Genomic DNA, 25707 nt, shown 5'->3' with positions numbered 1-25707 from the left:
CCACGAAAGGATCGATCAACAACTCGGACGTCGAGGAGGGGGAGCGATGAAGCCTCGTCTGGTGTTCGTCCACGGCATCGGCGGTCCCCGGGACGCCGGCGCCGATCTGGACGAGTGGTTACGGGCGACGGCCCACGGGGCGCGCGCGGCCGGGCACGGAAGCCGGCTGTCCGGTCTGACGGGCGGCTGGGCCGCGGACGTCCGCTTCGCCTACTACGGCGACCTGTTCCGTACGGCCGGCGCCCAGGGCACGGGCCCGGCGGTGGGGCCGGGCCGGTCCGGTGAGGACGACGAGCTGGTCGCGGAGCTGCTGTCGGAGGCCATCGACGAGCGGCTGACCGACCCGGCGTTGACGGCGACGGAGCTGAGGGTGCTGCGGCACGCCCGCACGCAGCTCGCCCCGCCGGACGGCGCGCAGGGCGCTGGAGCCCCCGGCCGGCACGTGGTGAACGCGCTGACGAGCCTGCTGGCGCTGCCCGGACTGCGCGCCGGTGGCGGCTGGTTGAGCGCGCGGCTCACGGCCGGGATGCTGGGCCAGGTGGCCCGCTACCTCAACCGCGGCGAGCCGGACGACGCGGGGTTGACGCTGGACGCGCGGATCCGCCGCAGGGTGGCGGCGAGCCTGGACGCGGACGGCCCGACGGTCGTCGTCGCCCACTCGCTGGGCACGGTCGTCGCCCTGGAGACCCTCCACGCCCACGAGGGCCGGGTGCCGCTGCTGATCACGTTGGGTTCACCGCTCGGCGTACGGACGGCCGTCCTCCCCCGCGTACGGCCCCAGCCCCTCGCCACCCCGGCGTGCGTGGACCGGTGGTTGAACTTCTGGGACCGGGACGACATCGTGGCCGCGCGGCCCGCCCTGGAGCGGTTCGTGCTGCCGAACGCCGCCGCGGCCGGCCCGGTGAGCGCCCGGGTCGACTCGGACGGCGCGTGGGTGCACCCGGCGGCGAAGTACCTGGCGCAGGCGGCCGTGGCGGGACCGCTGATGGAGGCGCTGACCGCCGCCACCGGGTCATGACCGGCCCGCGCCACGCCCTGGTGATCGGGGCGCAGTGCCCGGACCTCGGCCTCCTGGAGGGGTTGGAGGAGGCGGCGGGGGCGCTGCACGAGACGTTGACGGCCCCCTGGGTGGGCGCCTGCGAGAAGGAGCCGACGGTCGGGGCGACGCTCCTGTGCGGGGAGCGGGTGGCGCGCGCGGACGTCGAGGCGGCGGTACGGGCGGCCGCCCTGGCCGCCGGAGAGGCCGGCGCGGTGCTCGTCCTCGCGCTGCTCGGCCACGGCATGGCCTCGGGGACGGGCCTGTGCTTCATGGCGAGCGACTCGCGGGCGGAGGCCCCGGTCACGGCGGTGGACGTCGGTTCGCTCCTCGCGCAGGTGCTGGAGACCCAGGGCCTGGCCGGGGTGATCGCCATCGTGGACACCTGCCACGCGGGCAACGCGGTACCGGACCTGAAGTCCGTCGCGAACGGCATCCGCCAGGGCGACACGCGGCTGTCGCTCCTGATGGGGTCGGGCGCGGCCGAGGAGGCCTACGGGATGCGGTTCAGCCGCACGCTGGTGAAGGTACTCCAGGACGGTGTCGCCGCGGCCGGCGAGACGCTGCCGCCGCACGCCGTCGTGGAGGCGGTCCGGGAGGACGGCGGCACGGTCGGGCAGACCGTCCTGCGGGCGGAGTTCGACGGCGCCCTGTTCGCCCCGGCCGGACTGTGGCTGGCGCGCAACGCACGCCACGGCGCGCACGCCGCGGGCGGCCTGCTGGGACCGGTGGGCGCGGAGGAACTGGCGCGGGCCCTCGACGCCGTGGGAGAGCCGCTCCCGAAGGAGCCGTTGACGACGGTGCGGGACCTGGAGGCGCTGCGGAGCGGGCTGTCGGCGGCCCCGCCGTCCCCGGCCCGGACGTGGGCGCTCGACCTGGTGGACGGGCTGGCCGCCGGGGTCCGGACGGTCGGCCTGCTGGACACCTGGCCGGGGGCGCCGCTCACCTCCGGCCTCCTGCGGCGGGCGCTCGCCGCCGCCTGCCCCGGCCCCGTGGAGGCGCCGCCCGAGTCGTCGGGCACCGAACTGCTGCGGGACGCGGTCGAGTACCTGCTGCTGCGGGCACCGACCGCGGGTCAGCGAAGGACCCGCCCGCTCACCGACTTCGTCGCCCTCCTCGCACACGAGACGCGCGTCGACCCGTCCACGCCCGCCGTGCGGGGCTGGGCGTCGGCCCTCAGCGCGCGCATCGACCTCAACGACGCCTTCGAGCGGCTCGCCGACCGGACGCGCGCCATGCGGCTGCGGCTGGTGGTGAGTCTGCACGCGGCGGTCGGCGACGAGTGGCCGGAGTCCCTGGCGGTGTGGCTGCTCGACGGCGGTACGGTCCACGGACGCGAGGAGTTCGCGTGCACCCCGGACCGGGCCGGCGTGGAACGTCAGGTGGGGGCGGCGCTGCGCTGGGCGTCGCGGCTGGCTGCCGGCATGGACGCGCCGCTGCGCCGGGTGGAGGTCGCCGCGCCGGCGCCGCTGCTGGTCCAGTGGCGGCCCGAGGAGACCGACTTCGGGATGCGGCTGGGCGCCGAGTACGACGTGGTGCTGCGGTGGAGCGACCGGATCCAGCCGCCCGAGGACCTGTGGTGGATCAACGAGCGCGCGCGGCGGACGCTGGACGCGCTGGAGAGCTCCTGCGACGGCACGCGCGTGGACTGGCTGGGCGAGAGCGACACCCGGCAGCCGAGGGAGCTGCAGGCCCGCCTCCGCAGCGAGCCGCGCACGCGCGCGGTGGCGCTGGAGCACCGGCCCCGGCACCTGGAGGCGCTGCTGGGGATGCTGCTGGCGTCGTCGCCCATCGTGCTGTGGCCGGACGACGAGACGCACCGCGTCCCCGTGGAGGCGCGGCGCTATCTGGACGCGTCCTGGCACCTGCTGCCCGGGGAGTTCTGCCGGGCGTACCGCGACCGGTGGAGCGGCCGCGGCGTCGCCCCGCCGGGGGGCCGCGGGCACCTCGCCCCGCTGCGCACGGTGTGGGACGACCCGGAGTGGCTCGAGTTCTGCAGGTGGTTCGAACAGTCGGCGACGGATGGGGAGAGTCCCGCATGACCTGGCAGCCCTTCTACACGGGTACCGGCGAGGCGCCGGAGCGGCGGGTGGAACTGTCCGCGCCGCCGCCCTGGCGGGCGTTCCCCCGCAGGTCCCTGCACCAGCAGTTCGTACCGCCGCGGGGGCTGGTGGAGGCGGTGAACGCCGCGCTCGTCCTGCGCCGCCCCCTGCTGGTGACCGGCCCGGCGGGCTCGGGGAAGTCGACGGTGATCGAGCAGGTCGCGGCCGAGTTGGACCTCGGTGCCGTGCTGCGCTGGCACATCACCTCGCGCAGCGGCCTCGCGGACGCCCTGTACCGGTACGACGCCCTGGGCCGGATCCACGCGCAGCGGCTGGAGGGCCCGGGCGGGAGCGACGACATCGCGCCCTTCCTGCGGATGGGCCCGCTGGGCACGGCGCTGCTGCCCTCGAGCCGGCCTCGGGCGCTGCTCGTCGACGAGATCGACAAGAGCGACCTGGACCTGCCCAGCGACCTGCTGGACGTGCTGGAGCGGGGCGAGTTCGAGATTCCGGAGCTGGCCCGGTACGGCAGGGACGTGGTGGCCGTCCGGGAGTGGGGCGGCGAGGCCCTGCACGAGGTGCGGCGGGGCCGGGTGCAGTGCACGGAGTTCCCGTTCATCGTGATGACCAGCAACGGCGAGCGGGACTTCCCCGCCGCGTTCCTGCGCCGGTGCATCCGCTTCACGATGCCGATGCCCACGCCCGAGACGCTGCTCAGGGTCGTCGCCGCGCACCTCGGGGCGGACGCCGCGCAGTCGGAGGCGGCCGGGGAACTGGTGGGGGCGTTCGTCGATCGGCTGACGGCGGGCGAGAGCCTCGCCGTCGACCAGTTGCTGAACGCCGTGCACCTGCTGTCGGGGAGCGCCGCGCCGGACGAGGAGCGGCGGCAGGCGGTCGTGGACCTGTTGCTGCGGGAGCTGTCCCGTGTCTGACGCGCTGGCCCGGGTCCTGGCGGCTGTGCGGGCGGCCGTCCCGGAGCTCGACCCCGCGGGCGGGGAGCGGCGTACCGGGACGGGGCCGCACGCCACCGGGCTGGACGGTACGGCGCTGGCCGAGGCGCTGTGGCTGGCCGCCCGCATGGCGGAGCCGCGCCCGGACCCGCGGGCGCCGGCCCGGCCGCCGTCGGACGCCCCGCGGGACACGGAGCCGGTCGCACGGGGCGGCACACCGCCCGAGGCCCCGCCGCGGCGCCCTCCGACTCCCCCACCGGACCCGGCCGTGCCGCGTACGCCCGCGCCACCGGCCGTCGGTGCGCACCGCCTGCACGAGCGGCTGCCGGGGGCGGGCGCGCCGCTGCGCGGCCACGCCGTGGCCGCCCCGCGCGCCACCGGGCTGCCGCGCGCCCTGGAGGTGACGCGGGCGCTGCGGCCGTGGAAGCGTCCGTGGCCCGAGGGGCGGCACGGGGCCCTGGACATCGACGCGACGGTGGACGGTTACGCCCGCAGCGGTGAGCTGCTGCCGGTGTTCTCCGCGGCGCCGGAGCGCTGGTTCGACCTCGCGCTGGTCGTCGACCGCTCCCCCCACATGCGGGTGTGGGAGGAGACCCTCGACGACTTCACCGCCGTCCTCGACCGGTTGGGAGCCTTCCGCACGCTCCAGGTGCGGGACCTGCTCTTCGACGGGGACGGCCGGCCCCGGGCGCCGGGCCAGTTGCGCCGCGCGGACGGCCGCAGACTCGTGGTGGTCGTCTCGGACTGCATGGCGGCGGCCTGGCGGGGACCGGCGGTGTGGCGGCTGCTGCGGGAGTGGGCGGCGACGACGCCCATGGCGCTGCTCAACCCCCTTCCCACGAAGCTGTGGCGGCGGGGCGGACTGAACCTGCCCACGGTCCGTTTCACGCCCGCCGCACCGGGCGCCCACCGCAGTCGGCTGCCGCACGAGCCGCCGCCGCTGCTCGACCTGCCCGCCGCGGACTTCCCCGCCCCGGACGGCCGGGGCGCCCCCGGTGGCACGCCCACGGCCGGGTCGGCGGCGCCCGTCTCCCCGGCGGAAGGCCGTGCCCGGGGCGGGTCCCCGCCGGACGCCCCACCGTCCGGCGGCACCGAGCCGGGACGGACCGCCCCCAGGGAAGCCGCGCCGGACGAAGCCGCGCCGGACGGCGGAGAGGTGGACGACGGAGGGCGGGACGAGGGCGCGTGGCTGCCGATCCCGGTGCTGTCACTGTCGCCCCACTCGCTGGACCGCTGGTCGCGGGCGGCGATGCGCGGCGCCCCCGAGGGCTGCACGGCGGTCCTCGTCCCTCCCGGCGGACGCCCGCCGGGCCGCCCGCGGCCGCCGGCGACGCCGCTGCCGCCGGCGAGGGCCGCCCAGGGGTTCCTGCGGACGGCCGCCCCCCGGGCCGTACGACTGGCGGTCCTGTGCTCGCCGTTCGACCGGCTGAGCCTTCCCCTCCTGCACGTCATCCGCCGGGAACTGGTGCCGGAGGCGACCACCGGGGACGTGGCGGAGGTGGTGACCAGCGGCCTGTTCGGCCTGGAGGAGCCCGCCGGGGCCGCCGGGCCGCTGACCCTCGTACTGCCGGACGAGGCACGGGCGGTGCTGCGGGAGCGGCTCGCCGCGCACGAGGCGTGGCGCGTCCACCAGGCCCTGGACCGGTACGTCGCGTCGGGCGGCGACGGCCCGGCCCGGCTGCCGTCGGTCGCCCGCGACACGTCCGGGCCCCGGGAACTGCCCGCCGGTCGGGAGGCGTTCGCCCACGCCTCCCGTCAGACGCTCGAACTGCTCGGTCTCGCCGCCCCCGCCCGACGGGAGCCGGAGGGCGCCGACGGCGGGGAACCGGCCGCCGGGACGGAGGGGGCCGGGTCAAAGGGGGCCTGGTCGTCGCTGCCGCCGGGCCCCTCGCCCTTCGTCGGCCGGGTGGAGGAGGTCCGGTACCTCGTCGAGCAGCTCGCCGCGCCGAGGGGCCGGGTCCACTGGGTGACCGCGCTCGTGGGCGCGCCGGGCGCCGGCCGGACGGCACTGGCCCTGCACGTGGCCCACCGGGTGCGGGCCCACTACCCGGACGGCGGGTACCACGTCGACCTGCGCGGGTCGAGCAGCCACCCGGTGCCGCCCGAAGCCGCCCTGCACCGCCTCCTGACGGACCTGGGCGCTCCCCCCGGCGAGGGCCCGCACACCGCCGAGGAGCTGGCGGCGGGGCTGGCGTCCGCCCTCGCCGGGAGGCGGGTCCTCCTCGTCCTCGACGACGCTCCCGACCCCGACCGCCTCCGCCCGCTGCTCCCGTCGGAGCCGGGCTGCTCGGTGATCGTCACGACCCGGGCCCGGCAGCCGCTGCCCGGCGTCCAACTCACGCCGCTGCGCGGCACTGAGGCCCACGCCCTGCTCACCGCCGCCACCGGAGCGACGGGCGCGCTTCGGGCCGCCGGAACGGCCGCGGCCCAGGGCGGCGCGCTGCCTCGTGAACTGACCGAGGGCAGGTCGTGGTGGCCGGCGGCCCTCCGGGTCGTCGGCTCGTGGATCGCGTCGGGGTCGGCCCCACCGGCACCGGAGGTCGCCCGCCTGCTCCGCGCGGCCAGGCCCGCCGACGCACCCGCGCCACCGGCGGAGGAGCTGGGCGCGGTCCTGCGCCTGCGGCTCGGTCACCTGCCCGCCGACGTGTCGACGGCCCTGCGGCTGCTGGCCCGCGCGGAGACCGGGGCGTTCGCGCCCGACGAGGCGTCCGCGCTCCTGGAGAGCGTCCCCCGCCCCGACGCGATGCTCGGCCGGCTGGTCACCGAGGGACTGCTGGAGCGCCCGGCCCCCGGGGTGTACCGGATGCCGCAGGTGGTGCACCACCACCTGCGGCACGCGTACGGGCACGACGCGGAGGTCGCGGACGCCGCCCCCCGGCTCCTGCGGCGCCATCTGGCCGCCGCGGCCGCCCTGTACCAGGAGCGGCGGCCGGGCTCCGCCCTGCACGAGCGGCTCGGGGTGGCGTCCCGCCGGATCGACGGGGCGGCCTACGACACATGGGTGTCCAACGCCCTGGCGTCGGCCGACCCCGTCGAAGCGACCGAAGGTCCCGCCTCCCCGGGCCCGCGCCGCCTCGCGGACCTGCTGCTCCTCCTCCACGACGCCGGTGCGACCACCCCGTACCGCTCCCGTCACGAGGCGGCCGCAGAGTCCGTCATGCGCGCGACCGCCGCCGGGGACCGCGTCGCCCACGTACGCGCCGGGCTCGCGCTCGCCCTGGCGCAGCACGCCGCCCGGGAGCCGCTCCGGGCGGCGCGGTCCCTCACCGCCCTCGGCCCGCGCCCCGGGCGGGACGACCCCGCCACGGGCGCGGTCGCGGTCCGGCTCGCCGGCACCCTGGCGGACGGACGGCGCGCGGACAAGGAGGCGATGGAGCACCTGGAGGAGGCCGTCACCGCCTCCCGGGCCGACGGCGACCGGTTCGCGCTCGCCGAGGCGTGCGTGGCGCTGGCCCGCGTCCTCACCCGGCTCGGCTGGACGAGCAAGGCGGTCGGGTCGGCGCGGGAGGCCCTCGGCTGCTTCCCCGGACCGGAACCGCACCCGTTGACCGAGGAGGCCCTCACCTGCCTCGAACAGGCGCTCGACAGCGCCGGCAGGTACGAGGAGGCCCTAGCCGCCCAGCAGCGGCTGCGGGAGGCGCTGCGCACGCGGGGCGCACCACCGGCCGAGGAGGGGCGGCTGCTCACCCGCGTGGCCCGCGCCCTGCTGGCGCTGGGGCGCGCGCCCGAGGCCGAGGCGGCCGCGCGCGAGGCCCTGGCCCGACTGGACGGGGCGGATGACGACCGGCTCCGGGCCGAGGCCGACCGCCTCGTCGCCGAGGCGCGGTCGGGCCGGGCGGACCGGGACGCCGCGGGCCGCACCGCGTGGACCGTGGTGGCCATGGCCGCGGAGGGCGGTGACGAGGTCGAGAAACTGCGGATCCTGACACCGGTCGTCGAGGCCCTGGAGGAGGGCGGCGTCCTCACCCGGCGGCACCGGCGCCGCTGGGAGGCCGACCGGGACGCCTGCCTGCTGTACGTGGACCCGGAGGTGCCGCTCGACCGGTTGACGCGCGCGCTGGCCGAACGGCTGCCCGCGCGGCTGGAGGCGGACGGGGAGCGCCCGGCGGCGAGACTCGCCGTCCACACGGCCTCCCTGGATCCGCAGGACGGGGGGCCGGGGTCGGAGCTCGACATCCGGTTGACCCTGGCGATGCTGCGGTCGGCGGAGTTCCGCAAGGTCTCGGAGAACTTCCCGTTCCACCCCACCTTCTGCCTCTCCCCCGAGGCGTTCGGACGGCTCACCGCGCGGCGGCCCGCCGAGGCGCGCGGGGCGAGTTCCGCCGACGCGCTCGCCGGGCGGTCGCGGGACGGGCACGGGCCACGCCCGGCCGAGGAGCTGGTGGCCGGCCTGTTCGTACCGCGCGAGGTCACCGGTGGGACGGGCGAGGCGATGTGCGTCATCCTCACCCCGCACCTCGACCTGTCGGTGTACGACGCGGAACTCCTCATGCTGGCGCGGGTCTTCAACGACCTGGATCCGGACGGCAGCCGGTTCGCGGCGATCGTGAGGGAGTGCCTGGACGCGGCGCTGGACCCCGAGGCGACCGGGCGGTTCGACCTGGCCGACCTGGACGCCGAGGAGAAGGCGCGCGTCGGGCCCCTGCTGGAGCGGGAGCTGCGGCGTGCCTTCCCCGCGGCGACGCCCTTCCGGCTGCGGCTGTCCCTCGGCTGGCCGAACTGGTCGTTCCGGGAGGCGGACGAGGGCGGCGTCTTCCTGGTGGTGCGGGCCGACGACGAGCGGGCCCGCTGGTCGGCCGGTCTGCTGCGGATGCGGCCCGGGATGCGGGTCGCCCCGGTCCACCGCGGGGCGCCTTCACCGCTCACGTCGAAGGCGCTGCTGTCGGTGCTCTGGCTGCACCGCGGCGCGGCGCTCCCGGAGAACGTGCTGCTCCGCATGGCCGAGACGGATCGCAGGGCGGTGCTGGCGCCCCCCTCCGCCACGCAGCGGGCGGCGGAGCTGTTCCGCCGGGTGCGGGAGCGGCCCGTACCGGACGCGGCACTGCGCGCGGTGACGCGACGGCGCGACAGTGCCCGGCGGGTGCGGGAGGCGGCGGCCGTGCTGCGCGACGAAGGCGTCCTGGTGCTGGGCGGCAACCGGCGGGGGCGGGAGCTGGCCGCCGTGCTGCGGTTGCCGGAACCGGACCCGCACGCCTACGTGAGCGTCCGCCTCACGCGCCGGCGCCCGCACCACACCGGGCCGTCCGTCGTGGCGGGGGGCGTGGCGTGGGTGGTGGCCGGCCCGGGCGACCCTGTGGAGCCGCTCCCCCAGGAGCTGCCGAGCCCGCGCCGCCCCCGCTGACCCGCAGCCACCGCAAGCCCCGCGCACGCAGACACACAGACACGCAGACACAGCGCGCAAGGTCCGCACGGCCCGCAAGCACCGAGGCCCGAAGGCCCCGCGCCCGGTCCTCGCACCGGTGGTTCAGCGCGTGAAGACCAGGCTGACGTTGTGTCCGCCGAAGCCGAAGGAGTTGGCCAGCGACGCCGTCCAGTCCCCCTCGCGGGCCCCGCCGCGCACCAGGTCGAGGTCCACCCTCGGGTCGACCGCGTCCAGGTTGAGGATCGGCGGGACGACGCCGTCCCGGAGCGCGAGCAGCGCGGCGAGCGCCCCGACCGCTCCCGAGGCGCCCAGCATGTGCCCGGTCATCGACTTGGTCGCCGTGACGGCCGCGTGCCGCCCGACGGCCCGGTCGATCGCCTCCGCCTCGGCCACGTCGCCGGACTCGGTGGAGGTGGCGTGGGCGTGGACGAGCCCCACGTCCGACCCGAGGAAGAGGCCCCGGGTGGGCCTGTCACCCCGGATCGTTCCGGATGTCCTGCCCGACGGTCCGGCCACTACGTTGCGACGGCGCCCGCCACACCGACCAGCCCGGGGAGCAGCGATGCCGACGACCGCCGCCACCGACCGCCCGACCACCGCCACCGCCACGGCCACGGCCACCGCCACGGCCGACGTGCTCGGGTGCCGGGAGGCTTCGGTGCTCTCCGCGGTCGGCTGCGGGCTGCGGGACGACGAGATCGCGGCCGCCCTCGCGCTCTCCGAGGAGGCCGTGGCCCAGCACCTCGCGCGGATCCTCGTGAAGCTCGGCCTGCGCGACCGGGCGGCCGCCATCGTCCACGCCTTCGACTGCGGCCTGGTCGCCCCCGGTGGCGGCCCCCGCGCGCAGTCGGCGGGCACGGTGTCACGGGCGGACGGCAACCGGGCGGACGCCGACCAGGCGGGTGCCGGCCGGGTGGATACCGGCCGGGCGGCCGGACCGCGGCTGCGGATGTCCGTGCTCGGGCCGCTGCGGGCCTGGGTGGACGGACGCCCCGTGGACCTGGGGCACCCGCGTCAGCAAGCGGTCCTGGCGGCGCTGGCGCTCCGCGCCGGGCGGACCCGCAGCCGGCAGCAACTCCTCGACGACGTGTGGGGCCCGGAGCCGCCGGTCGCGAACGTCGTGCCGGTGTACGTCTACCGGTTGCGCAAGGCCCTGCGCGTCGGGGACGGCGCGGACGCGGTCATCGAGCACGCCTGGCGCGGGTACCGGCTGGCTCCCGGCGCGGTCGACGTGGACGCGGCACGCATGGAGGAGCTGGTCGCCGAGAGCGCGGCGGCGGACCGGGCGGGCGAGGGGGCCGAGGCGGTCCACCTCTGTCACCGGGCACTGGACCTGTTCGGCGGGGAGCCGCTGGCCGGGCTGCCGGGGCCTCTCGCCGAACTGGAGCGGCTGCGGCTGACCGAGCGCCGGGTCGCGCTCACGCAGCGGAAGGCGCAGTGGCAACTGCGGCTGGGTCAGGACGCGGAGGCGATCGGCGAGCTGCTCGCCCTGGCCGCCGCGCACCCCCTGAACGAGCCGCTGGCCGCGATGCTCATGCGCGCGCTGTACCGCACCGGTCGGCAGGCCGACGCGTTGGCCGTCTTCGACCGCGCCCGCCGCCGCCTCGCCGACGACCTGGGGTTGCCTCCGAGCCGGCTGCTGCGGCGGACGTACCGGATGATCCTGCGCGGTGACGAAGCCGGTCTCGGCCTCGCCCCTCCCTCTCCGGCCGGGCGGCCGCGGGCGCGGCGCGGCGGCCCGTCGGAACGTCGATGACCCGCGCCCCCGCGCCCCCCGCGCGGCACGGGGACGCGTCACCGCGCACCGCCTGCCGGCGGCCGGTCCCGCCCGGCCCCTGACCGGCGGCGAAGGCGCGCCCGCGCTCCCGGGCGACGGCCCTCCGTGCGGACGGCGCTCCCGCGGCTACGCCGGGTACCAGACGCCGTTGTACCACTGCTCGTTGGCGGTGTCGTTGTGGTGGTCCATGTTGAAGTCGTGGGATTGGTAGTTCTTGACGTGGTTGTTCGGGTAGGTCCAGATGCCCGCCGACTCGTCGCAGACGTAGTCCCAGTGGCAGATCGTCTTGACCGGCACGTTGCCGAAGAACCGGTCGGCGCCGGCGAGCGGGGCGCCGACGATCCCGCCGAACGGCACGGACCCGCCGTTGGCACCGGGAGGGCCCTGGCGCTTGGGGTCCGCGATGAGGATGGCGTTGACGTTGCCGAACGTCTGCCAGTTCTCGGTCACCCAGATGTGCACCACCGCGGCGCCCAGGGAGTAACCGCCCATCTTGACGTGCTGGTTCGGGCAGGCGGCGCGCTGGTCGCGGACCAGCCGGTTCAGCTCGTTGACGCCGGCCCGGGCGCTCGCGCCGTTGGGGATCTGGGTGGGGTACCCGACGTGCTGCTGGATGTTGCCGTGGAAGCCGTCGTTGTTCCACGAACTGCCCGTGCCACCGACGACGATCGTGTAGGTGCCCTGGCACGGAGCCGCCGCGTACGCCGCGGAGCCCTGCGTCACCGAGAGCCCGGCTGCCAGCAGAACACCGGCTGACGCCGCCGCCATCCCTTTACGTCGCATGCGATTCTCCCCTGTGTGTGGTCGGCCCGCCCGGCCCGTGCGAGGGGCCCACGCGGCCGGTCGGTGTGACCGGTCGGTGCGACCGGTCCGTGCAGCCGGCCGCCCGCCCGCTTTCCGGTGCGGCGCGGCGGTCGGCCGAGGTCACCGGATGACCGTGACAGCGGCCGATGACATCCTGATGAAACCGCCGGTGCGGGGCAGGACCACCGACATGCCGCGGGGCCCGCGTGGGCGCCGGGCCACCGTGGCGCCCAGCGGCACGCCGGTCCGCCGGACGGGCTCCGACGTATCCTCCACGGCTTGGGCACGCCACCTGCCCGCACGACGGGAGCCCCCGGCAGTCACCGCCCCCGAAGACCGCGACCACGCGCTCCCCGGAAGTCGGCTCGCATGGATTGACGAGTCTGCGGGCATGCAAGTGAACTGGGTTGGCATGCTCATGCTTATCCATGGGAACGGACCACCCCCCACACACGGAGGAGTGCTCATGCACTACTTACGGCCGGGCATCGCCGCCGCCGCGGCGGCCCTGCTCCTGGCAGCCGCACCGGCGGCGCACGCCGTGACCGCGACCCAACCGACCACGGCGAGCGGCACAGCCGCGGTGGTCACGCTCCGATACGACGACAGCCGGGCCGGCGGCTGGCAGCAGGCGATCTCGGCCGGAGTCGCCGCGTGGAACGGCAACGTCGGCAACGTCAGACTGGTCAAGGCCGCGCCCGGTACCCGAGCCGAGATCGTGATCGTGGCCACCACCGGCTGGCCGCAGGCCACCCTCGGTCCGGTGCGCCCGGGCGGCCGGGCCAGCGTCGAACTCGGCAGCCAGGCGGTCGCCCAGGGATACGACAGGACCCGCATCGTCGCCCACGAGCTCGGCCACAGCCTGGGCCTGCCCGACACCAAGCCCGGCCCCTGCTCGCAGCTGATGTCGGGCTCCACCGCCGGCACCGGTTGCAGGAACGCCGTGCCCGACACGGCCGAACGCTCGCGGGTCGAGAACACGTACTCGGCCGGCGCCGCCGTGCGCACCCCCGGCGAGAGCCGCGTGCTGGTGGACGCCCCCTGACCGGGACGACCCCCGGAGCCGGCGATGCCTGACCGCGACACGCGGTCAGGCATCGCCTCGTTCCCCCACGCCCGGCCGGCGGGCGGCGCACCCTCCGCCCGCTCGCCCCGTCGCAGTACGGCGGGCAAGGGCCCCCCGAGGCCGGCGCCTCGATGGCTTGCCGCATGGCCGGTACCGCACGAACGAAGCCGGTGACCGCCAAGGGTGCGCGGAGGCACATGGCCCTCCCAGGCAGCGACTCCGACGGCGCGGCAGCGTCCCTGCCGCCGACCACGGCCCCGGACGGGCAGCGACCGCCGGGCCCTGCCGGAGCGGGCGGCCGATCACGGTCGTGTACGGCCCTTGGCCGACGCGCTCGCGTCTGTCAGTCCGTAACGTTCCGGGTGCCCCCGGCCTCCGCGCCGCTGCTACCTTCCACACCGCCCGATCACACGGCCGGAACCGGCGACGGCGCCATCGGCCGCCGGCCGCGCACGGCCCGACCGGGGCGCCCGTCCCGCACACCCGTCCCACACACCCCGAGAGCCAGGGGGAGGAGCGCCTGATGCGTCCCGGATCACCCGGACTGTCCCACCGCGCACTGATCGGTGTCGTCGCGGCGACGGCCGCCTTCCTTTCGGCGCTGCCGGCCGCGTCCTCCGCCACGGCCCGGACCGCCGCTTCGGCCGCCTCCCCCGCGCCCCGGACCGCGACCGCGGCGGGCGCGGTCGTCGAGCCCGTGTCCCCGCACTCCCCCAGCGGCCACGACGGCGTCGCCCCCGAGGCGGCCCCTCGCACCCCGGCCGCCGGGTCGCGCAACGAGCCGCCCGTGCACCCCGCGGAGTCGGGCCGGGTGGTGTCGGCACGGTCCGCGGACGGCCGCCTGGAGGTGTTCGCCTCCGGCGCCGACGGCGTGCACCACGCGTGGCAGCGGGAGGCGAACGGCGACTGGTCGGCCTGGGAACCGCTCGCCGGACCGGGCGACGCCCAGCTCGCCATCGCACGGAACGCGGACGGCCGCCTGGAGTTGTTCGCCGTCAACGGGAACGTCTTCCGGCACCGCTGGCAGCTCTCCCCCTCGGGCCGCTGGTCGAACTGGTCGCCCTTCGGAGGCGGCGGCCGCGACACCGCGGCCGGCGTGAACGCCGACGGGCGCATCGAGGTGTACGCCTCCGGGCCGGCCGGGGTCCTCCACCGGTACCAACTGGCTCCCAACGGCCGTTGGTCCGACTGGGAGTCCACCGGCGGAGGTCCGGCGGACAGCCGCGTCGAGATGGAGACGTCACCGGACGGGCGCCTGGAGGTGTTCGCCCTCAACGGCTCCACGTTCCAGCACCGCTACCAGACGGCACCCGACGGCGGCTGGTCCGCGTGGGACGCCTCCTTCGGAGGCGGCGGCCACGACCTGACCGCGGACCACAACGCCGATGGCCGCCTTGAGGTCTTCGCCTCCGGCCCGGCGGGGGTGTTCCACAAGTACCAGACGGGGCCGGCCGGTTGGTCGGGGTGGGAGCGGACCGGCGGTCCCGCCGACGCTCAGCTCACCAGTGACCGCACCCCCGACGGCCGGATCGAGGTCTTCGCCATGAACGGCGACACCACCGCCCGCACCGGGCAGACCGCCCCCAACGCCCCTTACGGCGGTTGGACCGCCTTCGGTCCGGGGGGCAGCGAAGTCACCGCCGCCACCAACGCCGACGGCCGGATCGAGGTCTTCGGCGCGGGGAGCACCGGTGTCCTCCACACCCGGCAGACCGGGCCCGCCACCTGGTCGGAATGGACCTCGCTCAACGACACCCCCGGCCCCGTCGTCGACTGACCCGCCCCCACCGCCCGGCCGCGGCGGACCCCCACCGGCCCCACCCGCTCACCGCCACACCCCGGTCATGGCCGCACCCGCGGCCACAGCCACCGCCCACACCGCCGGGCGGACCGACGGTCGCGTCGGCAGAGTGCGGATCTCGCCACGTGAACAGGGGGAACGGCGGTTCCCCGGCGTCGCCGCACGGTCCGAACCGCCGTTCCGCCGCCCGGCACACGGTGACGTTCCCCACCTCGCGGGGGACGCGCGGCGAGGCGCCCGCCCCCGCGCGGGGGCGGATTTCGGGTTCCGGCCGCCCGGGACCAGCGGACCGTCCCGCTCACCTCGTCCGCGGCGAGCGGCGCCGCACCGCCGCGGTCGGGCGCGGGAGAAGGGCCGAATCGCCGGGCTCCCGCCGCCGAACGCGGTGGCCTCCGGCTCGGCGGGCGAGGGCCGCAGCGGGCCCTTCCGGCGCCGAACGGTCCCGCCGCGCGCGGCTCCCGGGCCGCACGCGCCGCCGGTGCCGGTGGTCCGGACCACGGACGGTCCCGGCCGAAGTGGCCGAAGTACGCCGGTGAACTCCCCGGACGGATGAGTATCGTTCGGCTCGTCCGACTGGTGCGACGCGGGGAACGGGGGGAACGGTGAGCGGCGTGGTCGTCCATCTGCCGCCGGGGAGCGGCGGTACCGACCCGGGCGAACCCCGCGACGGCGCGGTGACGTTGCGCCTGGGTCCCGGCGAGGTCGCCCGCTTCGGGCGGGGCTCCACGTCGGTACCCGTCGAGCTGCGCCTCTCCGACGCGGCGATCTCCCGGCTCGCCGGGGAGATCCGGGTGACGGACGACCACTGGCAGCTGACGAACCACAGCGCCGCCCACAGCTACCTCGTCGAGAACCCGGAGGGGGCGGGCGAGTACCTGAGGGTCCCGCCGCGACGGGTCGGGGTGCCCATCCCGTTCGAGTTCTCCCGCGTGGTGCTGCCCACCCGAGGCGACGTCCCGGTCTCCTTCCAGGTGTTCGCGCCCGACCACGTCTACCTGGACCCGGACGCCACGGGCGCCCCGTGGGGAAACCACACGGTCACCGCGTACTCCCTGGACGAGACGGCCACGTACTTCCTCGTCCTCGTCGCTCTCTGCGAACCGCGCCTGCGCGACCAGTCCCGGGTGGCCGTGCCCACCACCCCCCGGATCGTCGAGCGGCTCAGCGGGCTCGCCCCGTGCCGCACCCTGACCGCGCGGGCGGTCAGTTCGCACATCGACTACCTCGCCGAGGAGAAGCTGCGCATCGGCGTCCCCTCCCCCGGCGACCACGGCAAAGGCGACCGGCGCAACGGCAAGCGGGAGGAGATCGTCGCACTGGCCCTGCGCTTCGGGCTCGTACGGGAGGAACACCTCGCCCTGCTGCCGCCCCTGACGGGGGCCGGCGGGCGGGAGCGGCAGGCCGAGCGGTGACCGCGCCGCACGGGCCGGGCCGCACTACGGAGACGGGGGACGACCGGGCGGACCTGCTCCCACCCGGCCACCGGGTGGGAGCCTGGGTGGTGACCGAGCTGATCGGCTCCGGAGGCTGGTCCACGGTCTACGCGGCACGGCCGGCCGAAAGGCACCCGGACCCGGCCTCCGACCGGCGCGGACGGCGCCCCACCGGCCGGAACGACCGCCCCGCCGGCCGGTCCGCCGACGTCGCGCTCAAGATCATGCCGACCGCCGGGCTCGCGCCGCGTCAGGCGCGCAGGATCGTGGAGTCCGCCCGCCGCGAGGTCGAACTCGGGCGCCGGGCGGGGCATCCGCGGCTGATCGGCTTCCTGGAGACCTTCGTTCTCTCCGCACCGGACCGGCCCTCCCTGGACGGCGCGATCGTCCTGGTCATGGAGAGGGCCGCGGGGAGTCTGCGGGAACTCGTCCACACCGGGGTGCCGGAGACCGACCGCGGCCGGCTGATCGCGGAGATCTGCGAGGGGCTCGCCCACCTCCACCGGTCGGGCTGGGTCCACGCCGATCTCAAGCCCGAGAACATCCTGCTGGGCGGGGACCGCTCGGTGAGGCTGTCGGACTTCGGCCTCGCCACCGAGCTGACGGGCACGCACGGGTACGCCCCTCCCCTGGGCACCCTGGACTACCTCCCGCCCGAGCGCTGGAGGGCGCCCCTCGGGGAGCTCGGGGTGCAGGTACGGCCGAGTGCCGACATCTGGGCCCTGGGCATCGTCATCCACGAGGTGTTCGCGTCGGGTGGCTCACCGTTTCACGGTGCCACGCCCGTGGCCCGGGGCGCCGCGGTCCAGGAGTACGGCGCGGGGCGCGCCCCGCTGCGGATGGATCCCGCCCTGCCGCCGTTCTGGCGCGAGCTGGCCGCCGACTGCCTCGCCCCGACCCACGCGGAGCGCGCCCCGCACACCGCCGACAGGCTGCTCGCCCGCATCCGCGCCCACCAGGAGGCGCGCGGGGCGGGGGCGGCGGCCCTGCGGGACCGGGCCCGCGCCGCCGTCCTGACCACCGCGCTCTGCGGGATCGCCGGCTCGGTCCTGGCCTCGGACGCGGTACGGGTGGGCCCGTCCGCACCGCCCGACCGCACCGCCCCGGCGACCGGTGCGATCCGGGTGTTCAACGCGGAGCGGGGCTGCCAGGACCGGGCCGACCGGGACCCGCAGTGCAGCCTGGGCCTGGCGATCGACCCCGTACAGCCGTACGTCGCGGACAACGTCGTACCGACCCGGGTGTGGCACGGGGACGTCCTCACCGCCGACTGCCAGCTGGCCGAGGGGCAGCCCATCATCGACGAGGAGGACCTGCGGTCCACCCGCTGGTACCGGGTCCGCCTCCCGCCCGGCTCCGCTCCCCCCGCGGCGTGGCTCCCCGCCGTCCGCACCAAGGAGCGACCGGCTGTGCCGGAGTGCCCGGCCCCCACGTCCGCGCGCTGACGCCGGACGGCACACGTGACCGCGCGCTGACGCCGGACGGCACACGCGACCGGCCCCGCCCGCCGGCGGCCCGGGCCACGGCGCCGGGGGGAGCCGCACCGCCCTCCCGAGGTGCGCGGTGCGCGGGTGCGCGCGGCGCGGCCTCAGTGGGTGCTGCGGTCGAACGCCGCGGCCGCCAGGCGGTGGGCGTGGCGCACGAGGGCGCTGAAGACCAGGAACACCGGCAGCGCCACCGTCACCCGCAGTCCTTCTCCGTGCGGGCGCTCGTCCAGCACGAACAGCCAGACGACCACGGCGACGGGCATCAGGAGCGACAGCCCCGTCCACAGCAGGTTCAGGAAGCCCCACCCGAATTGCGCCAGGTCGGCGACGGCCCGACCCGCCCCCGGAGCGAGCCGCCGGAACCCCGCCGCCGCCATCAGCGCGAGGGCGGCGCTCACCCCGGCGACCACGGCGGCGGCGAGGCTGAGCGGCCCTCCCCCGAAGACGCAGACCAGGCTCAGGACGGCGAAGGCCGCACCGAGACCGGCATAGGTGCGAGCGACCACGCGCCAGGCGTCCCTGTCGAAGTCCACCGGTCGGCCCCCCGTCCCCTCAGCCCCGGCGCTCCCCCTCGGCGGCACCCCCCCCCACCGCGCCGCTGCGCCGCCCGTCCGACTGGGGCCAGGGTGCCTTCCGGTCCGGCGGACGACAAGAGGGGATCAGGTCCGTCCCGGGATCACCGGCCCTCGACGGCACCTCTCCGTCGCCGCTCCGCCGAGCGCGCGCGGGTGCGTCGTACGAGGAGCCTCACCAGCAGCGCCACCCAGACCGCCAGGACCACTGCCGCCACCCCCCTCGACCAGGGGCCGTGGCCGGTACTGGCCGCTGTCCAGCCGAAGACCGCGATGTTCAGGCACATGAAGCCCGGACCGTCGAAGAACACGTCTCTCGGATTGCGCGACACGGCTGCTCGTCCCCCTCCGCCCTCGCCCACGAGGGAACAGGCCGGCCGCCGCCCGGCAGCCGCCGTCTCCCGGCGCCGACGTCCTGCGTCGGCAGCCTCCGGACATGGCGAAGGGCGGTTTCGGATTCCTCCGAAACCGCCCTTGACCTGCGACTCCATCGAGTCGGGACGACAGGATTTGAACCTGCGACCCCTTGACCCCCAGTCAAGTGCGCTACCAAGCTGCGCCACGTCCCGGTGCGCTCGGTCCGGCTCCCGCCGGGGTGAGCGCGCAAGAGAACATTACCTCACTCCGCCGGCGGCTCGGACAGGGCCCGGCCGTGCGCCCTTCGCCGCGCTCCGCCGCCCCCGGGGCCGACCGCGGCGGAGGGGTGTGGGACGGGCCGGCGGGGAGACAATGGCCGGATGGAGAGGGCTCGCAGGGACCGCGACGACGAGGGGCGCGCGCGCAGCGCCCGACCCCGGGACGGGCTGGGCCGGCCGCTGCCGTACGGGGCGCCGGGTGTGGAGCGCCAGCCGGAGGGGGTGGTGCGCACCCCGGGGGAAAGCCTGCGCGAGGCCCAGCGGCTCCTGGACGCGGGGATGCCGTTCCACGCGCACGAGGTGCTGGAGGACGCGTGGAAGTCGTGCGGCGACGACGGGCGCGGGCCGGAACGTGAGCTGTGGCGCGGTCTGGCGCAGCTGGCGGTGGGCCTGACGCACGCCGCGCGCGGCAACACCGCCGGGGGCGCGCGGCTGCTGCTGCGCGGCGCGGACCGGATCACGCCGTACGGCTCCGGGGGCCGGGGGCCGCACGGCATCGACACGGCCGGCCTGGCGCGGTGGGCCCGCGGGCTCGCGGAGCGCCTCAGCGAGGGCGCCGGCGCACGGGGCGCGGACGCGGCGGACGCGGTGGCCGCCGTCGACCCGGTGGCCGAGGCGCCACAGCTGACGGCGCACTGACCGCCCCGGACGCGCCCCCGTACCCGCTTCCGCCCCTGCCCTTGCGGGCCCGGCGCGCGCCCGGGGCGGGGGCCCGGCGGGCCCGAGGCCGAGGGTACGTACGGTCAGTCCGTGCCGAGCAGGTCCCGGAGGACGGAGGCGTGGCTGCGTTCCGGTTCCCTCGCGGCGGTGAGGAGGGTGAGGGCGCCCTGCCGGGCGAGCGCGCGGACGCGTTCCAGGGCCTCGGCGGCCTCCGGTGCGGCGAGCTCCGCCTCGTATCGGCGCCGGAACTCGCGGAACACCTCGTCGGGCGGTCCGTCGGCGGCGTGGAACCAGCGGCGCAGCCCGGTGGACGGGGTGACGGACTTGGGCCACTCGTCGACGTGGGCGTCCGCCTTGGCCAACCCGCGCGGCCAGAGCCGGTCGACCAGTACGCGGAGCCCGTCGGCGGGGTCCGGCGGCTCGTACGCGCGGCGCAGGCGGACACGGGGGGCGGCACGGGTCATGGGGCCAGCCTGTCCCGGCGGCCGGTTCACGGCAACGCGCGGGCGCCGGTACGTTCGCGCCGGCCGGCCGCGGCGCCCGCGTGATCCCGCCGGGGATCGGCGCGGTATCCCCCGTTCCCCGGGGCCGTCGCGCCGGCGGAGTTCCCGCGCGTGCCGGTGGTCCCGGGACCGCCGGCACGCGCGGGCTCCGGCCGCGCCCCTGTCACCGAGGGCGCGGCACGTCCGGACGGGCAGCGCGGCGCGCCTCCGCCGCCGGCGCCACGCGGGGAGCGAGGTCCGGCGCGGTGGTGGTCGCGGTGCGCCGGGGGCGTTTTCGCCGGGCCGGCCCGGCGCAGGCGGTCACCCACGCGCCTGAGCCGGGGCACGGCCGCGCCCCCTGCCGTCCGGGCCCGGGCCGGCCGCCGGCCGGGCCGCGGGCCGTCGGCCCCCGTGATCGGGGCCGTACCCCGCCGGGGCGGGCGCGGGCCGAGGCCGGGCCTCGACGCGCCTCCCGCCCCGGCGCGGCTCCCCGGTGCGGTGCGGTGGTGCGGCCGCCGCCCCTGGCCGTCCGCACCGCCGTCGCACCGGGCGCCTCACCGGTCCCGCCCCGGGCAGCTCACGGAACCCGTACCGGGTGTGTCCCGTGAGCTGCCGGGGCGTGTCCCGCACCTGCCCGTGCGGGTGGCGGGCCCCGCCAGGGACGTGCCAGGAGCTCGCCAGGGACCCACCGCGCCGCCCCGCCTTCCCAGGCGTGACGTTTCTGCAAGCCGCCCGGCAGGCTCAGAGGCGCTGCCACAGGGCGGGCACGTTCGGCGGCTCCCAGCCCGTCTGGGCCTGGTGCGCCTGGAGGCAGCGGTACTTCGCACCGCCGTACGTGACCTCAGCACCGGCCGCGTAGACGGTGCCCGAGGCCCAGGTGCCGCCCGGGTCGGGCTCACCCGGGTCGGGCTCGCCGGGGTCGGTGGAGGTGGTGAGGGTCAGCCCGTACGTCTGCAGGATCGGGTTCACCGGCTGGTAGAAGGTGGTGCCGCCGGAGGTGCAGTTGCCCGAGCCGCCGGACGTGACTCCCTGCGCCTGGCTGCCGGAGATGTACGAGCCGCCCGAGTCGCCGGGCTCGGCGCACACCGTGGTGCGGGTCACGCCGCTGACGGTGCCCTCGGGGTAGGTGACGCTCGTGTTGTGCTGCTGGATCGTGCCGCAGTGCCAGCCGGTGGTGGAGCCAGACCGGCAGATCGACGCGCCGACGACGGCCTGCGTGGAGCCGGTGACCTGCACGTTCTGGCCGGCCTGACCCTTGACGTAGGGGGTCGAGCGCCAGTTCGTGTTGGCGGCGACCCAGGCCATGTCGCGGCCGGGGAAGGTCGACGCCTGGAAGCTGCCCTGCGCGACTTGGTTGTAGCCGGTGGTGGCGGTGCCGGGCCGGCCGCAGTGCCCGGCGGTGACGAAGCCGTGCTGGGTCCCCTTGGTGATGGCGAAGCCGACGGAGCAGCGCCCGCCGCCCATGTGGTACGCGTCGCCGCCCCGGATGTCGTACAGGGGGCGCGGCCGCTCGGCTGACGCCTCCACCCGGATGAGGGTGCGGTCGACTCCGGACGCCTTGATGACCGTCTCGGCGGCCTCTCGCTTGACGGCCCGCACGGTGACCTTGTTGGTGCGGGGGTCCACGTACCAGACCGGCATGTCGAGGGTGCTGTTGCTCGTCGCGGCCCGGTCCAGGGCGGTCTTCGCCGCGTCGAGGTCGGCGAGGGTGTGGCGGACGACCTGCGCCGTCGCCCCCGCCTCACGGATCGCGGCGGCGTCGGCGCGGTCGGTGGTCGCGACGGTCAGGGTCGCCGACTCGGCGCCGCTGACCCACGCGCCCGCGTACCGGGCGCCGAGCGCGCCGCCGAGGCGGCCCGCGACGGCACCGGCCTCCGCCTCGTTGACCAGGCGCCGCTGGGCCTGGGCCGCGGTCAGGCCGAGGTCGCGCTGCATGGCGGCGAGCACGTCGGGGGACGGCTTGTCGGCGCCCATGCTCGCGGCCGCCGAGGGGGCGGTCGGCGGGGCGGGCTCGGCGGCCGCCACGCCCGGGAGACCGGTGAGGACGAGCGCGCCGACGGCGGCGAGGGCGGCGGTACACGCGGCTCTGGCGTGTCTGTGGAGCATCAGGTGTTCTCCTCGGAATCGGTGGGGGTCCCGAAACCGTAGGTGTTGCCGAAAGCCCCTCAGAAGATGTCGTTTTTCCCTCTGTTCGGCGTTATGGAAGACGTCGAAGCCCGCCAGGCGGCGTAACTGCGGCTGCGTGCCGCCGCCGCGGAGTGCGCGGCGCGGGCCTGGGCGAGGACGGCGGGGGCGGCGCGCGCGGCGGGCGCGGCCGGGTGCCAGCCGATGAGGTGCCGCCAGACGAGTGGCGTACCGGCGAGCGGCCGAGTGACGAGCCCCGCGGTGTCGGGGAAGGTCGCCCGGCACAGGCCCACGGCCCGGCCTACCTGCACCAGGTGGACGCAGGACGCGGTGTCGGTCTCGTACACCCGGGTGGGGGCGAAGCCGGCGCGGGCGCAGGCGGCGTGGAAGCAGTCGGCGAAGCAGCCGTCGCCGGGTACGTCGGCCCAGGCGGCGCCGGCGAGGTCGGCGAGGTCGACCCGGTCCCGGGTGGCGAGCGGGTGCCCGGTCGGCAGCATCACGAAGACGGGGTCCGTGGCGATCTCCCGCCAGGCCAGGCGGCCGCTCTCGGGCGGGGCGCTGGTGCCGCAGGTGCCGATCAGGGCGTAGTCGAGGCGGCCGTCGGCGGCGCAGGCCGCGATCTCGCGTTCCGACCAGGAGGTGTGGGTGGTGACGGCGGCGCCCGGGTGCGCGGCGGCGAGCCGGTCGACGAGGGCGCCCAGGAGGGGGCCGTGCGTGCCGCCCAGGCGGAAGCGGCCGCCGCCGGGGCCGCCGGCGGCCCGGGCGAACCGTACGGCGTCCCGCTGGAGGTCGCTGACGGCGGGGAGCACGACCCTGGCCCGCTCCAGGACCAGCTCGCCCAGGGGCGTGGCCCGCACACCGTGCCGGCCGCGTTCGAAGAGGGCCCCTCCCAGCGTGCGCTCGATCCGTTTCAGCTGGGCGCTCAGGGCGGGCTGGGCGAGCCCGAGGGCGGTGGCGGCCTTGGTGAGGCTGCCGGCGTCGGCGATCGCCCGGACCGTCCTCAGGTGCCGCAACTCCAGGTCCATGAGGCGAGCTTCCCGGCAGCGTCCGGGCGGGGCAAGACTCTGGTCCAGACCTATTGCCGGCCGGCCCGGGAAGGGGCCCGGGAAACCGCCCGGCGAAGCGCCACGGAATCCGTGGGAGGGGGTCTGTCCAAGGGGGGTCGATCACGAGATATCTTGATGTCGAGCAATGTTACAGACGTGGAGCGGAGCACCCGGTGACTGACTCGACCATCATCTACACCCACACTGACGAGGCCCCGGCCCTGGCGACGTACTCGTTCCTGCCCGTGGTCCAGGCGTACGCCTCGACGGCCGGCGTCAGCGTCGAGACCCGCGACATCTCGCTGGCGGGGCGCATCATCGCCTCCTTCCCGGAGCACCTCCAGGAGGGGCAGCGCATCGAGGACGCCCTGGCGGAGCTCGGCGAGCTCGCCAAGACGCCCGGCGCGAACATCATCAAGCTGCCGAACATCTCGGCGTCGATCCCGCAGCTGAAGGCCGCCGTCGCGGAGCTCCAGGAGCAGGGCTACGCGCTTCCCGACTACCCGGACGACCCGAAGACCGACGAGGAGCGCGAGATCCGCGCCCGCTACGACAAGGTCAAGGGCAGCGCCGTCAACCCGGTGCTGCGCGAGGGCAACTCCGACCGCCGCGCCCCCGCCTCGGTGAAGAACTACGCCAAGGCCCACCCGCACCGCATGGGCGCCTGGACGGCCGACTCCAAGACGAACGTCGCCACGATGGGCGCCGACGACTTCCGCTCGACCGAGAAGTCCGCCGTGATCGCCGAGGACGGCACCCTCCGCATCGAGCTGGCCGGCCAGGACGGCACGACGACCGTGCTGCGCGAGTCGGTACCGGTCCTGGCGGGCGAGGTCGTCGACGCGTCCGTCATGCGCGCCGCGGCGCTCCGCGAGTTCCTCACCGCTCAGGTCGCCCGCGCCAAGGCGGAGGGCGTCCTGTTCTCCGTGCACCTCAAGGCGACGATGATGAAGGTCTCGGACCCGATCGTCTTCGGCCACGTGGTCCGCGCCTTCTTCCCGAAGACGTTCGAGGCCTACGGTGACGTGCTCGCGGGCGCCGGCCTGAGCCCGAACGACGGCCTCGGCAGCATCCTCAAGGGCCTGGAGGCCCTCCCCCAGGGCGACGAGATCAAGGCGTCCTTCGACGCCGAGCTGGCCGAGGGCCCGGCCCTCGCCATGGTCGACTCGGACCGCGGCATCACCAACCTCCACGTGCCGAGCGACGTCATCGTCGACGCCTCCATGCCGGCCATGATCCGCACGTCCGGCCACATGTGGGGCCCGGACGGGCAGGAGGCCGACACCCTCGCCGTCCTCCCGGACAGCAGCTACTCCGGCGTCTACCAGGCCGTCATCGAGGACTGCCGCGCGAACGGCGCCTTCGACCCGTCGACGATGGGCTCCGTCCCCAACGTCGGCCTCATGGCGCAGAAGGCCGAGGAGTACGGCAGCCACGACAAGACCTTCGAGATCGCCGCCGAGGGCACGGTCCGCGTGGTCGACGGTGCCGGGCAGGTCGTGCTGGAGCAGGCCGTCAGCCGCGGCGACATCTTCCGCATGTGCCAGACGAAGGACGCGCCGATCCGGGACTGGGTGAAGCTCGCCGTCACGCGCGCCCGCGCCACCGGCGACCCGGCCGTGTTCTGGCTGGACGAGACCCGCGCCCACGACGCGCAGCTCATCGAGAAGGTCCGCGCGTACCTGCCGGAGCACGACACCGAGGGCCTGCAGATCGAGATCATGGCGCCGGTGGACGCCACCCGCTTCTCCCTGGAGCGCCTGCGCCGCGGCGAGAACACCATCTCGGTCACCGGCAACGTCCTGCGCGACTACCTGACCGACCTGTTCCCGATCCTGGAGCTCGGCACGAGCGCCAAGATGCTCTCGGTCGTCCCGCTGATGAACGGCGGCGGCCTCTTCGAGACCGGCGCCGGCGGCTCCGCCCCGAAGCACGTCCAGCAGCTCGTCAAGGAGAACTACCTGCGCTGGGACAGCCTCGGCGAGTTCCTCGCGCTGGCCGTCAGCTTCGAGCACCTCGCGCAGGTCACGGGCAACGCCCGCGCCCAGGTCCTGGCCGACACGCTGGACCGCGCGACGGCGACGTTCCTCAACGAGGACAAGTCGCCGACCCGCCGCGTCGGCGGCATCGACAACCGCGGCAGCCACTTCTACCTGGCCCTGTACTGGGCGCAGGAGCTGGCGCGGCAGACCGAGGACGCGCAGCTCGCGGAGGCGTTCGCGCCGCTGGCGAAGACCCTCACCGAGCAGGAGGGCGCCATCGTCGAGGAGCTGATCGCCGCGCAGGGCCGGCCGGCCGACATCGGCGGCTACTTCCGGCCCGACCCGGAGAAGGCCGCGGCGGTCATGCGCCCGTCGCAGACCTTCAACCAGGCGCTGGCCACCCTGGCCTGACCCGCCCAGCACCACCCGGAGGCCGTGCCGCACCCCG

The 25707-nt window shown here is 76.4% G+C and carries 18 protein-coding genes and 1 tRNA gene; 11 read left to right on the top strand and 8 right to left on the bottom strand.

All coding sequences use genetic code 11. The annotated features are described in order from the left end of the window. Window positions 1-46 precede the first annotated feature (46 nt). From LPA54_RS23675 to LPA54_RS23660, 4 genes are read left to right on the top strand one after another with little or no spacing between them, the layout of a single operon-like run. Window positions 47-1018, top strand: a complete 972-nt coding sequence (locus LPA54_RS23675; RefSeq protein ID WP_228981125.1) for an alpha/beta hydrolase — start codon at window positions 47-49, stop codon at window positions 1016-1018. Then, window positions 1015-3078, top strand: coding sequence for a hypothetical protein (locus LPA54_RS23670; RefSeq protein WP_228981122.1), 2064 nt, complete (start codon window positions 1015-1017; stop codon window positions 3076-3078). The genes LPA54_RS23675 and LPA54_RS23670 overlap by 4 nt, the downstream gene beginning before the upstream one ends. Further along, window positions 3075-4010 carry a MoxR family ATPase gene (locus LPA54_RS23665; RefSeq protein WP_228981121.1) on the top strand — a complete coding sequence of 312 codons (936 nt, stop codon included), beginning with the start codon at window positions 3075-3077 and terminating at the stop codon, window positions 4008-4010. Before LPA54_RS23670 ends, LPA54_RS23665 begins: the two co-directional genes overlap by 4 nt. After that, complete coding sequence (locus LPA54_RS23660) at window positions 4003-9369, top strand: NaeI family type II restriction endonuclease (RefSeq protein WP_228981119.1); 5367 nt, start codon at window positions 4003-4005, stop codon at window positions 9367-9369. The genes LPA54_RS23665 and LPA54_RS23660 overlap by 8 nt, the downstream gene beginning before the upstream one ends. Window positions 9370-9492: 123 nt before the next feature. On the opposite strand, the gene LPA54_RS23655 is transcribed toward LPA54_RS23660, so the two are convergent. Next, window positions 9493-9828 (bottom strand): hypothetical protein, encoded by a 336-nt coding sequence (locus tag LPA54_RS23655; RefSeq protein ID WP_228981117.1) that lies wholly within the window; start codon window positions 9826-9828, stop codon window positions 9493-9495. Between the two features lie 124 nt (window positions 9829-9952). On the opposite strand from LPA54_RS23655, the gene LPA54_RS23650 reads away from it, so the two are divergent. Then, window positions 9953-11146: a BTAD domain-containing putative transcriptional regulator gene (locus tag LPA54_RS23650; RefSeq protein WP_228981116.1), complete on the top strand. Its 1194-nt coding sequence runs from the start codon at window positions 9953-9955 to the stop codon at window positions 11144-11146. A gap of 147 nt (window positions 11147-11293) precedes the next feature. Here the strand turns inward: LPA54_RS23650 and LPA54_RS23645 are convergent, their stop codons facing one another. Continuing rightward, window positions 11294-11950, bottom strand: a complete 657-nt coding sequence (locus tag LPA54_RS23645) for a cutinase family protein (protein ID WP_228981114.1) — start codon at window positions 11948-11950, stop codon at window positions 11294-11296. Window positions 11951-12437: 487 nt separating this feature from the next. On the opposite strand from LPA54_RS23645, the gene LPA54_RS23640 reads away from it, so the two are divergent. The 4 genes from LPA54_RS23640 (at window position 12438) to LPA54_RS23625 (ending at window position 17716) form a co-directional block, all read left to right on the top strand. After that, window positions 12438-13016: a snapalysin family zinc-dependent metalloprotease gene (locus LPA54_RS23640; protein WP_228981112.1), complete on the top strand. Its 579-nt coding sequence runs from the start codon at window positions 12438-12440 to the stop codon at window positions 13014-13016. Between the two features lie 544 nt (window positions 13017-13560). After that, entirely contained in the window at window positions 13561-14814 is a 1254-nt protein-coding gene (locus LPA54_RS23635) for a hypothetical protein (protein ID WP_228981109.1), read from the top strand. Window positions 14815-15440: 626 nt separating this feature from the next. Continuing rightward, entirely contained in the window at window positions 15441-16250 is an 810-nt protein-coding gene (locus LPA54_RS23630; protein ID WP_228981108.1) for a serine/threonine protein kinase, read from the top strand. Further along, window positions 16247-17716 carry a serine/threonine-protein kinase gene (locus tag LPA54_RS23625; RefSeq protein ID WP_228981106.1) on the top strand — a complete coding sequence of 490 codons (1470 nt, stop codon included), beginning with the start codon at window positions 16247-16249 and terminating at the stop codon, window positions 17714-17716. Before LPA54_RS23630 ends, LPA54_RS23625 begins: the two co-directional genes overlap by 4 nt. A gap of 143 nt (window positions 17717-17859) precedes the next feature. Here the strand turns inward: LPA54_RS23625 and LPA54_RS23620 are convergent, their stop codons facing one another. The 3 genes from LPA54_RS23620 to LPA54_RS23610 form a co-directional block, all read right to left on the bottom strand. Beyond that, on the bottom strand, window positions 17860-18291 hold the full coding sequence (locus LPA54_RS23620) for a hypothetical protein (protein ID WP_228981105.1): 432 nt from the start codon (window positions 18289-18291) through the stop codon (window positions 17860-17862). A gap of 143 nt (window positions 18292-18434) precedes the next feature. Next, window positions 18435-18662 carry a hypothetical protein gene (locus tag LPA54_RS23615; RefSeq protein WP_228981104.1) on the bottom strand — a complete coding sequence of 76 codons (228 nt, stop codon included), beginning with the start codon at window positions 18660-18662 and terminating at the stop codon, window positions 18435-18437. Window positions 18663-18825: 163 nt separating this feature from the next. Further along, window positions 18826-18899: transfer RNA gene (locus LPA54_RS23610), tRNA-Pro, on the bottom strand. Between the two features lie 168 nt (window positions 18900-19067). On the opposite strand from LPA54_RS23610, the gene LPA54_RS23605 reads away from it, so the two are divergent. Continuing rightward, entirely contained in the window at window positions 19068-19604 is a 537-nt protein-coding gene (locus LPA54_RS23605) for a DUF309 domain-containing protein (protein ID WP_228981103.1), read from the top strand. Between the two features lie 104 nt (window positions 19605-19708). Here the strand turns inward: LPA54_RS23605 and LPA54_RS23600 are convergent, their stop codons facing one another. The 3 genes from LPA54_RS23600 to LPA54_RS23590 form a co-directional block, all read right to left on the bottom strand. After that, window positions 19709-20089 (bottom strand): DUF488 domain-containing protein, encoded by a 381-nt coding sequence (locus LPA54_RS23600; RefSeq protein WP_228981102.1) that lies wholly within the window; start codon window positions 20087-20089, stop codon window positions 19709-19711. Window positions 20090-20848: 759 nt separating this feature from the next. After that, window positions 20849-22213: a carbohydrate-binding protein gene (locus LPA54_RS23595; protein WP_228981100.1), complete on the bottom strand. Its 1365-nt coding sequence runs from the start codon at window positions 22211-22213 to the stop codon at window positions 20849-20851. Window positions 22214-22272: 59 nt separating this feature from the next. After that, entirely contained in the window at window positions 22273-23256 is a 984-nt protein-coding gene (locus tag LPA54_RS23590) for a LysR family transcriptional regulator (protein WP_228981098.1), read from the bottom strand. Between the two features lie 194 nt (window positions 23257-23450). On the opposite strand from LPA54_RS23590, the gene LPA54_RS23585 reads away from it, so the two are divergent. After that, the gene (locus LPA54_RS23585; RefSeq protein ID WP_228981096.1) at window positions 23451-25670 is read left to right on the top strand and encodes an NADP-dependent isocitrate dehydrogenase; all 2220 of its coding nucleotides are present in this window, start codon (window positions 23451-23453) and stop codon (window positions 25668-25670) included. The last annotated feature ends 37 nt before the right edge of the window (window positions 25671-25707 follow it).

The organism is Streptomyces sp. DH12 (genome assembly GCF_020873895.1).
In the GTDB taxonomy this organism is placed as follows: domain Bacteria; phylum Actinomycetota; class Actinomycetes; order Streptomycetales; family Streptomycetaceae; genus Streptomyces.
The sequence above is the reverse complement of the archived record's forward strand: the minus strand, read 5'-3'. Positions and strand labels throughout refer to the sequence as shown.